This is a genomic window from Halomicronema sp. CCY15110 (genome assembly GCF_016888165.1).
Taxonomy (GTDB): Bacteria; Cyanobacteriota; Cyanobacteriia; order Phormidesmidales; family Phormidesmidaceae; genus Halomicronema.
This window is the reverse complement of sequence record NZ_JACSWC010000110.1, coordinates 1-11,559: the sequence shown is the minus strand read 5'-3', so window position 1 is coordinate 11,559 and position 11,559 is coordinate 1. Positions and strand designations below refer to the sequence as shown.

At 53.6% G+C, this 11,559-nt stretch carries 11 protein-coding genes; 7 read left to right on the top strand and 4 right to left on the bottom strand.

The features are described 5' to 3' along the window. Positions 1-228 precede the first annotated feature (228 nt). Positions 229-849 carry a hypothetical protein gene (locus JUK32_RS01625; protein ID WP_204137106.1) on the top strand — a complete coding sequence of 207 codons (621 nt, stop codon included), beginning with the start codon at positions 229-231 and terminating at the stop codon, positions 847-849. Here the strand turns inward: JUK32_RS01625 and JUK32_RS01620 are convergent. Beyond that, on the bottom strand, positions 812-1,768 hold the full coding sequence (locus JUK32_RS01620) for a ribonuclease Z (RefSeq protein WP_204137105.1): 957 nt from the start codon (positions 1,766-1,768) through the stop codon (positions 812-814). The genes JUK32_RS01625 and JUK32_RS01620 overlap by 38 nt on opposite strands. 627 nt (positions 1,769-2,395) lie before the next feature. On the opposite strand from JUK32_RS01620, the gene JUK32_RS27860 reads away from it, so the two are divergent. Continuing rightward, on the top strand, positions 2,396-3,661 hold the full coding sequence (locus tag JUK32_RS27860; protein WP_204137104.1) for a calcium-binding protein: 1,266 nt from the start codon (positions 2,396-2,398) through the stop codon (positions 3,659-3,661). Positions 3,662-3,823: 162 nt separating this feature from the next. Here the strand turns inward: JUK32_RS27860 and psaM are convergent, their stop codons facing one another. Continuing rightward, positions 3,824-3,919, bottom strand: coding sequence for a photosystem I reaction center subunit XII (psaM, locus tag JUK32_RS01610; protein WP_130199510.1), 96 nt, complete (start codon positions 3,917-3,919; stop codon positions 3,824-3,826). A gap of 353 nt (positions 3,920-4,272) precedes the next feature. Between psaM and phoU the strand changes: the two genes are divergently transcribed. Next, the gene (phoU, locus tag JUK32_RS01605; protein ID WP_309224464.1) at positions 4,273-4,950 is read left to right on the top strand and encodes a phosphate signaling complex protein PhoU; all 678 of its coding nucleotides are present in this window, start codon (positions 4,273-4,275) and stop codon (positions 4,948-4,950) included. Positions 4,951-4,970: 20 nt separating this feature from the next. On the opposite strand, the gene JUK32_RS01600 is transcribed toward phoU, so the two are convergent. Beyond that, on the bottom strand, positions 4,971-5,144 hold the full coding sequence (locus JUK32_RS01600) for a hypothetical protein (protein WP_204137103.1): 174 nt from the start codon (positions 5,142-5,144) through the stop codon (positions 4,971-4,973). A 422-nt stretch (positions 5,145-5,566) separates the two neighbouring features. Between JUK32_RS01600 and JUK32_RS01595 the strand changes: the two genes are divergently transcribed. The 3 genes from JUK32_RS01595 to JUK32_RS01585 are packed head-to-tail and all read left to right on the top strand — an operon-like array spanning position 5,567 to position 8,861. Beyond that, positions 5,567-7,930, top strand: a complete 2,364-nt coding sequence (locus JUK32_RS01595) for a ribonuclease R family protein (RefSeq protein ID WP_204137102.1) — start codon at positions 5,567-5,569, stop codon at positions 7,928-7,930. 35 nt (positions 7,931-7,965) lie between these two features. Beyond that, positions 7,966-8,211, top strand: coding sequence for a hypothetical protein (locus JUK32_RS01590; RefSeq protein ID WP_204137101.1), 246 nt, complete (start codon positions 7,966-7,968; stop codon positions 8,209-8,211). 17 nt (positions 8,212-8,228) lie between these two features. Further along, positions 8,229-8,861: a flavin prenyltransferase UbiX gene (locus tag JUK32_RS01585; protein WP_204137108.1), complete on the top strand. Its 633-nt coding sequence runs from the start codon at positions 8,229-8,231 to the stop codon at positions 8,859-8,861. 192 nt (positions 8,862-9,053) lie between these two features. On the opposite strand, the gene carA is transcribed toward JUK32_RS01585, so the two are convergent. Continuing rightward, on the bottom strand, positions 9,054-10,199 hold the full coding sequence (gene carA, locus JUK32_RS01580; RefSeq protein WP_204137100.1) for a glutamine-hydrolyzing carbamoyl-phosphate synthase small subunit: 1,146 nt from the start codon (positions 10,197-10,199) through the stop codon (positions 9,054-9,056). Positions 10,200-10,311: 112 nt separating this feature from the next. Here carA and JUK32_RS01575 point away from each other — a divergent pair, with 112 nt between their 5' ends. Continuing rightward, the gene (locus tag JUK32_RS01575; protein ID WP_239112221.1) at positions 10,312-11,187 is read left to right on the top strand and encodes a TIGR02281 family clan AA aspartic protease; all 876 of its coding nucleotides are present in this window, start codon (positions 10,312-10,314) and stop codon (positions 11,185-11,187) included. Positions 11,188-11,559: the final 372 nt, after the last annotated feature.

Genomic DNA, 11,559 nt, shown 5'->3' with positions numbered 1-11,559 from the left:
TTCAATCCGGTTTCGACTTCGCTCAACCTACCAGTATCGAGAGTTGAGCGGAGTCGAAACTCGGTTCATGGGGATCTCTTTTGCGCGCAAGTCTCTTAACGTTCCTCGCAGATTATTACGCAACAATTTTCAAACCCTTAAGATGCCTACGATTTCAGCCAGCACCGACTAGGATCAAACAGACGATACAAATCGCAGCAACCGACACAACAGGACTGCAAGGTATTTATGGCTTCTGTACAAAAAGTTCAAGCTTATCTGGCTTACTGGTTTCAACTGGGCAAGCCGGTCGTTTTGCAGCATTCCAATACGCAATGTCTGCCTGCTCCGGTGTTTCAAGGAGCCAAATTTAGCCAGGCATTTTTGGACTGCTGGCAGCAGATTATGAAAGCGCCTAAACAATGTTTCCTCACAGGTACGGACGAGAGTATCGCGGTGCTGTTAACGGATGAGTGGGACATTGAGGGCTGTGCCCGCTGTACCATGCCGCTGCCCATGCCCGTGCGGGGCATTAAAGTTTCCCCTTGTCCCTGCGCCGATTTGCCCTCTTGGCCAGATCAAACCATGCCCGAGCCCCGCACGGCAGTCTGTTCGCAAACGCACTTGGGCAATCTGCGCCATCGGCTGGCTCAGTCTGCTGAAGATACATCCAATGAGGCGATCGCGCCTCTGGACGACGATCGCGATCGCCTGCAGTTGGCTTTTGCCCATAGCCCCACCCTAAAGCGGGTCGCCAGTCGACTAGGCGATGCCGCTGCGGCTCCCCGTGATCAGGTCGCCAATCTTATTGAACCCGCCCCTGAAGAGCTGCTTAAGAGGCCATCAGAGCCGTCTGCTCTTGACGGTTAATGGTGTGAGTGTCGAAATCTCGGGCCATTACCGTGTTGGGAAAAATCGCCCTTGCCTCTGTTAGCAAGTCAGCCAGCTGAACCGCATTGCCCGGCGCATAACGAGGGCTGAAATGCGTCATGATGAGCTGCTGAGCGTGGGCTAGCAGCGCCGTTTGGGCCGCCATCGTCGAGGTGGAATGTAGACGCTGATAAGCCATGTCAGCGTCTTGATGGGCAAAGGTCGCTTCATGGATGAGCACATCAACCCCCTGGGCTAACTCCACCGCGCGATCGCAAAACACCGTATCGGTGCAATAAGCCAAACTCCGGCCGGCCAGTGTCGGGCCGCACAAGTCTTTGCCGTTGATCCGGCGACCGTCGGGCAACGTCACCACTTCGCCATTCTTCAACTTGCCGTAAATCGGCCCCGGCGAAATGCCCAAAGCCTGCGCTCGTTTCACGTCGAATCGACCGGGCCGATCCTTTTCATCGACCCGATAGCCGTGGGCGGGCACCCGATGCTCTAGCAACGCGCAGCTGACCTTAAACTCATCGTCCTCGTACACTAAGCCCGGCTGCACCGTGTGAACCTTAATGGGAAAGGAAAAGTGCGTTTGCGAATAGCGGCGGCAAGCCTGTAAATAGTCGTTCAGCTTGGGGGGGCCATAAATATCCACCTTCTGCTGGGGGTTACCCGCCAACCCGCAGCTGGCCAATAACCCCATCAGCCCAAAAATATGGTCACCGTGCATGTGGGTGACGAAAATACGCCGAATCTGGCTGGCCTTAAAGTCACTACGCAAAAACTGATGTTGAGTGCCTTCACCGCAGTCAAACAGCCAAATTTCGCCTCGTTGGGGTAATCGCAGCGCCACACTCGACACATTGCGCGATCGCGTCGGCACGCCCGAGCTTGTCCCCAAAAAAGTAATCTCCAAACTGGCTCTCCTTATTCCATTGCACAGGTCTATCTTGACATGGGGATTGGCCGGAGTGGTGAGAGATGAAGGGTCGCGATCGCCCGTCATCCCCAACTCAGTTCTGTTGGCTCTGGAAATGCTTGTGCATTCCCCCATGGTCACGAAGGTCGCACATCATCCATCCGAGGCGGCCCGACCGACCGAGATTTTCTCAACGCCATCAATTTAAGACACATTAATGCCCTGGTAATTGTACGGACATAGTTCAGTCGTATGTGAAGTTCGAGTGAAGCCTTGCTCGTCAACCTTAAAAGGGATGTGAAGTCATTCCAGGCGTTGTGTCAAACCCATAACCCTCGGCTAGTTTGGTAGCAGTAATTACAGTCCACTTCATCAAATGCTTACGCTAGTTGAAGAAGTTCATTATTCATACTGATGCCGACTTGTCAGGCTTGTAGTGATCATTAACCCCAAAACTACATTGCAGCTTCATAGCTTGCCCATCGTTGAAGGGTAATCAAGCAGAAGAGACGCGAGGCATATGTTTGAAGCTGATTATTTCGATGAATTCACTGACATGGCTCGCGCCGAATAAGCAGCAAGTTTGTCCGCAGTTGTGTGTGACCCAGAGATTAAATTGACACGATGACAATCATTTACGGCACCGAATTTGGCGAATATCTGGTCGGCACGATGGCAGCCGATGAGATTTTTGCAGGTGATGGCGACGACATCATCTTTGGCGGGGATGGCGATGACATCCTCCACGATGGCGGCGGCAACGATAAGCTGTTTGGCGGCAATGGCAACGATACGTTCAAGCTGTCTGACTCTAATTTGCTGGGGCCACCCCCTGACGGACGACAATTGCCGTTTGACCCGTTTGGTCTGCCCGAAATCAACGGCGGGTTGGGCTATGACGTGGTTGATGCGGCCGATGCAGTGGAGGGGATCAGTTTTAGCGCTGACAATTTCGTCCATGCCAGCATCGAAGAATTTATCGGATCAGCCTTTGCCGATACTGTGAATGCGACACTGGTCGATTTTGCTGTGGTCCTTAGCGGCGGGGCCGGCAACGATACCCTGATCGGGGGTAGCGGCAACGACACCCTCAACGGAGGTAGCGGCCAAGATTTACTAATTGGCGGCCTGGGAGCCGATATTTTAATCGGGGGGGCTGGGGATGATATTTTCCAATTCGGTGATTTGGGAGATTCCTTACTTTCAGGTTTCGATGTAATCGAAGACTTGACCATCGGCAATTACTCCGGCGATGTCATAGAACAAACAACCCCAGCAGTCGAAACGCCTAGTAAGGACGCTGAAGGCTCGCTGGGCGGCAGCGCTGCCAGCGAAGCGACTGAAGCATCAGAGGGGGATACTTCGGCGGTTGATATAGGAACTGACTCCAGCCTGACCGGCGAGGCTAGTTTAGACGGCGTTGATGCGACAGCAGAGACGACTGCTGATGAGGCTGCCGTCAGTGACGAGGAAACTTCAACTTTTGTCGAAGAGACTTCGGCTGATGGGAATGTTTCTGCGACTGACCAAGAGAATTCTACCGATGAAGGCTTGTCTGTTGATGGGGATAGTTTGTTGGGCCACAGTGACGCGAGTGCTCATGATGACCTTACAAATATGGGTGACTCGATTATGGCCAGTCATGCGGTAGCGGCGGCTGACCTTTTGCAATTAGGTGAGGTGTCGCAGCTCGAAGCCGCTGCGATCGCTGACGTGTTATCGGCTGACCTATTTACCCCTTTGGGTGCGGCAACTTTCACCTTTGAGCAACGCACCTTTTTAGCGCTGAATGACGCGATCGCAGGCTTTCAAGCCGCCACTGATGGGGTGATTGAAATCACCGGATTCGCCGGTGACTTAGCCCATTTAGAAGTGGGATCGTTCTCCTAAGCTCGCGTCTGAGCTGGAGCTGTGACTGCCAGCTGGATTAGCCCAGCCGAACTCGAACCCGTCTGTCACCAGACCCACAACAAAAGCCGCAGCGACCAGAGTCACTGCGGCTTTTGTCAATCTGCGTTCTCTTTGAACAAGAACGCATGTAAATTTGATGATTTATTTGTAAAGTTCAGTAGCCAGGCGCAGCGCCAAGAATCCAGGTACGAGAGCGATCGCTAATGCGACAAAAACTTGAGTATCCGTCATTGCTATGAGTCCTTTTGATAACGTCGATCCGTCTCACACAGCGAGACTGAACTAATTTTTGACCAAGATCCTGCAATTGCCAGTCTTTTAGGGCGCAACTGTTACACAGTGTTACCTAAAACAAATAAATCGGGCTTGTTGGTTTCTTAACCTTGATGGGTCATCATATGCATGTATAGGTCTAGACCTTTTAAGTCGATGTTTGCTCAAGCTGCACATTGCGTTCATCCCGTTTTTCAGCAGTGGCCACCGCTCAAGCTTAAGTCTGATCAACCTCAAGGGATGGAAGTGACCACAAACACGGCTCTTCTCTGTCCTGAATGCCCATACTGAATGATCCGCTCACCTGATTTTTTGCAGTGACCCAGTCCAACTCATTTGTGCCCTCTGATAACTCATCGTCGCCGCCATTTGGTCATCAACTCCGGCGGATCCAGCGTGATGTTCTGCGCATGGGGGCATTAGTTGAGCAATCTTGTTTACTTGCTCGTTCGGCGTTATGCGATCGCAACCTTGAGGCCGCACAGCAACTCAAAACCCACGATAAGCAAATTGACCAATTTTACCGACAGATTGAAGTTGACTGCATCGAACTGCTGACCCATCCGCCCCAGGGAATGCAAAACCTGCGACATGTCAGCGCCTTTATGCAGTTGATTCGTGACCTAGAGCGCATTGGCGACTATGCCAAAGATATTGGCGAAGTGGCCATCAAGCTCTTCCCCTATCCAGCGCACCCTATTTTAGAAAGAATTCAAGTCATGATCGATCGCTGCCGCTCAATGGTGGCACTGAGTCTGTTAGCGGTGTCTGACCTCAATGCCGATGTGGGTCTGGACATTAAAGTCAAAGATGACGCAGTTGATGATGATTACGACTATCTGTACGAAACCCTGATTCATCAGGATCCCGGGCTGACGAATGTCGAAGTGATTGTCTTGCTCGTTCTGGTAATTCGTTATTTAGAACGCGTCGCCGATCACGCGACGAATGTAGGCCAGCGAATCGCTTACGTGATCACAGGTGAGCGACGCTGACTCTCTTGGGCGACTCAGCTTCAGCGATTGGCGATCTGGATGGGGGTGCTTGAAGACAGCGCCGTGACTGCCGCTTGACTAGGCCGTTCAGCCAATGTGCAGATGATTTTGGCGAGCGATCGCTGCATGTCTGTGCAATTCTTCCACTGCGCCGCTGTACTCGTTGCCGCCTGGGAGAACGAGTGAATACCCACCCACCAAATCTGTTACAAAACCATGAAGAATTGACTAAATGAACCCATACTCACAGATTAGGGTATAGTTGTAACGGCTTAGGGCTGGCGGCTCTGTCGTTTTGAGCTGTTATTTTTTAATCTGCCTGCTGCGACACAAACACACTGTTTCTTGGCTCCTGTGATGTTCGCTTAGGGTTGAAAACGTGCGACATTTGGACGTTTTCCCGTGAGACGGGGCTGTTTGCAAGTAGTTAGGTGATGATACGGAAAGCCTCAACGCCATGGCACGATATTGGATGATCAGCCGCTTTGACCAGTTTAAGTAAAGCGATGATTATGCTCTCAGGGCTAGAGTTTCCGCTGATTTTTTGGAACAGAAGACTCTCAACCCGACCTAGTGCGTGTCAGAAAAATTGCACCGGATAAGGATTACCCGCTTCATGAATTTCTCGATCGCCTCGTTGCTGGCCAACTTTACCGATGGTAAAACCCTCACTCTCAAAAACATTCAAAAGAAGCTGCACTGTGATTCTGATGATAGTGTGCGGGAGCTACAGATCACCCTAGATGCCCTGGAGCGTATCGGGGTACTTGTCAAAGACAAGGGCAAATATCAGCGAGCCACTGAAGATGGCGTTGTCGAAGGCAAGTTGCGCTGCTCTAGCAAAGGCTTTTGCTTTGCGATTCAAGACGACGAAGCTGCTGATGATATTTACATTCGCGAAAGTCAGCTCAACACAGCGTGGAATGGCGATCGCGTGCTAGTGCGCGTGACCAAAGATGGCAGCCGTCGCCGCAGTCCCGAAGGGGAAGTCAAAGTCATTCTCGAACGGGCCAATGCCTCGGTGCTGGCCCGCGTCAAGCAAGAAAACGAAAGTTACCAAGCCGTCCCCTTGGATGATCGACTACTGTTTGAACTCAGCCTCGACGATGAAGCCGCCACCCTGCAAGAGGCCGTCGATCAGTTAGCGCATATCGAAGTGGTGCGGTATCCCCTGGCGCAAGAGCCCCCCCATGGACGCATTGCTCAAATTCTCGGTAGCGACGCCGAAGCCGCTTCTGACATCGATATCATTTATTGCAAATATGATTTGCCGCGCACGTTTCCTGACAACGCCCTCGAAGAAGCGAGAGCGTTGCCGACCCGAATACGCAAAGCTGATCTCAAGGGTCGTCTCGATTTGCGTGACCAACTCACCGTCACCATTCACAGCTCCCAAGCCCAGGTCATTGATGATGCCCTGACGATCGCCAAAACCGAGGAGGGCAACTGGCAATTGGGCGTGCATATTGCGGATGTGGCCCACTACGTCCCCCTATTCTCACCGATTGATCGAGAAGCGCTGAAGCGCGGCATGGCGGTTTACCTCGGCAACGAGATGATTCCGCTGGTGCCGCCGCCATTAGCCACCTCGCTCTGTTCGCTGAATCCGGGCAAAGATCGGTTGGCCATTTCTCTGCTGGCGACCCTGAATGACAAGGGTGAAGTGCTGGAGTTTGAACTGCAACCCAGCGTCATTGCCGTGGACCACGCCCTGGACTACAAACAAGCTCAAGCAATTCTCTCTCGGGAGAACCCGACCGAACTGGAACAACTAGAGATTACCTCTAAAGACCTCAAGAAGTTGGAGTCGATTTTTGAGGTCGTCGATAACCTTCACGAAGTCAGCCGGGCGGTGCGGCAGCAACGGATGGCCCGGGGATCTTTTGAACTCAATCTGCCCGAGCACGAGTTCCCTGATGATGCGAAGGAACCCTTGGCCTCTTACGCTTCGCCGCGCTTTCAGTACGACGACGAAGGTCTGCTGGGGGTGATTGTCGTGGCCTCATCCTTAACCGCACGGATGGTGGTGACGGAGTTTATTTTGTTAGCCAACCAGCTGGTGGCTGCTCACCTCAAAGCATTAGCCGTGCCAGCGATTTATCGCTTGCATCGCACGCCCACGATTTCTGATGTGCAAGAGCTGACGAAGTTAGCCGAAAACATGGAAATCAATCTGGAACTGGCGGAAGAAGAAACCATCTATCCCATGGATTATCAGCGGTTTACTCAGCAGTTTGCCGCCTCGCCGTCAGAAAAGATTTTGACCTATTTGCTGTTGTCCACGTTTAAGCCTGCCTTTTATGGCATTCACCCCGATCTGCATTTTGGTCTTGCCTTGACCGATGGCTATGCGCATTTTTCGTCGCCCACCCGTCGCTATCCTGACTTGGTGATTCATCGGGTGCTACATGCGGTGTTTGCCGATGGCCGCGATCGCCGTTCCACCCGGTCAAAAGATCGGGTCAATCTACGTCACAGTAGCTGCCACGGCAAGATTAACTGGAACGTGTTGCCGCCCGACATTAACAACGACCTGGAAGACTACATCAAGCGGATTGTCGGCCCCCTGAGCGAACGCGAGCAGCTAGCACAAGATGCCGAAACCGATCTCGAAGGTCTCAAAAAGGCCGAATTTATGCGGGATCACACCGGTTCCGTCTTCCACGGCTTGATTACGGGGGTGCAGTCCTACGGTTTCTTTGTCGAAATCGAAGAGCTGCTGGTCGAAGGTCTGGTGCATGTTAGTTCGCTCAAAGATGACTGGTACGAATATCGATCGCGTCAACAAAAGCTCGTTGGGCGCAAAAATCGTCGTCAGTTCCGACTCGGCGATCGCGTCGAAGTTCAAGTCAAGAGCGTGGACTATTATCGTCAGCAGATTGATCTGGTCGTAGTTGGTGGCGGCAGCGAAGCCAGCGAGGACGATCTCAGTGATGACGATAACTATAGTGATGAGCGGGGCTCCGACGAGTCCGAGTAACTCGTGACTGCCCCGGCTTGGGCAACTCGTTAGAATTGAATAGCAGCACGGAAATCGACAACATTGCCCTGGATCGCGAGGTGATATGGGCAGTAAGCTCCACTCCTCGCAATCGCGCCAGATTGGGCAAGAGCCGGGAACAAGCGCGATCTCACCTACCCATGGTGTCGTTGAGCCATTTCTCCCAACGACAGCTCTTGCCGCTGGGAGAAATGGTCTGGTGGCAGTCTCGTTTTGGCAGCGGCGATCGCTTCCGTGCTGGTCAACCTGTCGCCTGTTGAACTGATTAAAACTTGTGATGAAATCTGCTGGGCGATCGTTGCCCATCACCTTAGGCGTGACCGGCGCATCCGGTCTCATTTATGCGGTTAGAGCCGTAAGATACCTCCTCGCTGCCGACATCCCCGTCGAACTGGTGGCCTCTAAAGCCACTTACCAGGTTTGGAAAGCCGAGCAAGACATCCAAATGCCCGGTGATGTCATCGCCCAAGCGGACTTTTGGCGCGAGCAGGCGGGCGTCCCCACCCAGGGAAAATTGCGCTGTCACCCCTGGAGCGACGTGGGGGCCAACATCGCCAGTGGTTCTTTCAAAACCCGGGGCATGGTGATTATGCCTTGCAGCATGAGCACCGTCGGCAAGCTAGCCGCTGGGCTCAGCTCTGACCTATTGGAGCGGGCCGCTGATGTGCAGCTAAAGGAAGGCAAACCCTTGGTGCTGGTACCGCGAGAGACCCCCCTGAGTCTGATTCACTTGCGTAACCTGGTGACGCTCGCCGAAGCGGGGGCTCGCATCGTCCCAGCAATTCCAGCTTGGTATCACCAACCCCAGACAGTTTTGGACTTGGTAGATTTTGTCGTTGCCCGTGCCCTCGACCAATTTGATATCGACTGTGTACCGTTGCAGCGTTGGGAAGGCCACCATCACGAGTAGGGGAAAGATATTCTGGTGGAGCATAGTAGCTGGGTAGTTGGGTGGCTGGGTAGCTGGGTGGCTAGGTGGCTGGGACTATCCTGGTCAGATGTCGATACTTTTGGTGAGCGTGTCTCCCTCAGATTCTTGAGTCTGGCTCAGGCGAAACAACCCGACTGGTGATTGCCGCCCATGGGCGGTGGGGAAAGTGGGTTATCGAGCGGTATTTTGTCGCATTAACGCTACGAAATCACGGAAGAGATAGTCGGCGTCGTGGGGGCCAGGACTGGCTTCGGGGTGGTATTGCACCGAGAACAATGGCAGCGTTTTATGGCGAATGCCGGCCACGGTGCGATCGTTCAGATTGAGATGGCTAATTTCCACGTCGGCGTTTTCAATGGAGTCGGCGCTGATGGCAAAGCCGTGGTTTTGGCTGGTGATTTCGACCTGCTGCGATAAGCCACAGGGATGATTGAGACCACGATGACCAAACTTGAGCTTAAAGGTTTCACCACCGAGCGATCGCCCTAAAATCTGGTGGCCCATGCAGATGCCGAAGGTGGGCAGTTGATGGCTGAGCAAAGCCTGCACCGTTTTGGGAGCTTGTTCTACGGCAGCGGGATCGCCGGGGCCGTTGGACAGAAAAATACCATCGGGCTGGTAGCTCAGAATCTGCTCTGGTGAGGTGTCAGCGGGCACTACAATCACTCGACAGCCGTACCGCGTCAGCCGCCGTAGAATATTGCGCTTGATGCCAAAATCGATGGCGACGACGGTCAAGGTCGGCGCTGCGGTCTCATCTTCGGGATAGCACTCCCACAGGGTGTCCGTCGCTTCGCTCCACTCGTAGGGCTCGGCGGTGGTGACTTCTTGCACTAGGTTTAAGCCTGTCATGCTGGGGGCGGCCTGCAACTGTCGCAAAAGGTTGTCTACTTCCAGCACCTCGGTGGAAATGACCCCATTCATTGCCCCAGTTTGGCGGAGAATGCGCGTCAGCGATCGCGTATCAATGCCAAAAATGCCGGGAATCTGATGCTGTTTCAGATAATCGGGCAGCGACTGCGTCGATCTCCAGTTACTGGGAATCTCACAAATATTGCGGGCGATCGCGCCACGAATATGCGGTCGTGCCGATTCCTCATCGTCCGGGTTGACTCCGGTATTGCCTAATTCGGGATAGGTAAACGTCACGATCTGCCCACAATAGCTCGGGTCGGTGAGCACTTCCTGGTAGCCCGTCATGCCCGTATTGAACACCACCTCGCCCATCACCGTGCCCGGCGCACCAAAGCTCCAACCGCGAAAACTAGAGCCATCGGCAAGAACGAGCAAAGCAGGGGAATAGTTTTCTGAAAACATAGGCGTGAGGCCGATAAGTGTAACCGTGCGCTAGCGTAAGGGCACTCTTAAGAATAGCGGACTCAGCGAAGTCCGCAGCATGATTCTGTAGGTTTCTTTTAGGAGAGAATATATGAACCGTTCGGGCCATTGGCTGATTGGCATCGGCTGCTGCTGGATGGTGTCGGGTTGCTCGTTACTGCCTTTCTCGATTACGATTACGCCGTCGAATACTGAAGCGCCCCCACAGGAAACCGCAGAAACTCCCTCCGTCGACGCCACGACAGATACCAACCCCGCGACCGATGTTGAGACCGTGGCTGATGCTCCCTCAACCGCCGCTGGAACAGACGCCACAACTCCCAAAGCACGGCCCAATTATTTTCGGGAAGCGGTGACGCGGGCGGAGAGCGCTGTCGCCATTGGTCAGTCAGCCCAGTCGCCTGATGACTGGCAGTTGGCGGCGAGTCGTTGGCAACAAGCTGTGCAGTATATGCAGCAGGTGCCGACGGACGATCCCAATCATGCCACGGCCCAACAAAAGGTGAAGGAATATGGTCAAAATCTGACTTTGGCCGAACAGCAGGCGGCTGGCAAGGCCCCCACGCAGGCCCAACCTACGACCTCGGATCGCCCGTCTGGCCTCGTGGCCAGCATTCCGATTGTCGAAACGATGGGGGGCACGCCAGTGGTGCCTGTCAAGTTGCAGGGCAATCGCAGCACCCAGGAATTTACCATGCTGTTCGATACCGGGGCATCGGGGACGCTGATTACTCAAGAGATGGCGAGCGCGATCGGTGTCGTTGTGACTGGCGAAGCTTTGGTAACGGTGGCCGATGGCCGTCAAGTCCAAATTCCGGTGGGCTATGTTAGCAGCATTACCGTGGGCGAGTTAGTTGTCCAAAACGTCTGGGTCGCGATTGGTGGTGATGTTGGCCTATTGGGACAAGATGTCTATGGCGAATACGGCATCTCGATCGGGGGCAGCCAGATCAATCTGTATGAGTAGAGTGCTCCTGAAGGCCAAGCCCCCACCAATCTAATCCCGCCCGCAGCTCTCGAACTCTGGCCAGAGCGGTGGCGATGGTGACTGAGACTGAAGTGACGGCAGCCCATCGTGAGGGACTAAGGCGATCAGATTGACAGTAAATCACTCGACTTGGCTGTGGTTGCAATCCGGTGTTTTTCCTCCCCTTGGGCGAGGTGATATTTGCCCCCAAGCTATCCACAACCCACAACTGGGGACTAATCATCTAAGAGGGTGTTTGAAAAGTTCTCCTGCCAAGGTTTTGCTACCTGGGACACCTAGAAACACGACGATAAAAGAAGCATTTCAGACCAATCTCAAGGGACTTAGGTCATCTTTGCTACGCAAAGCAAC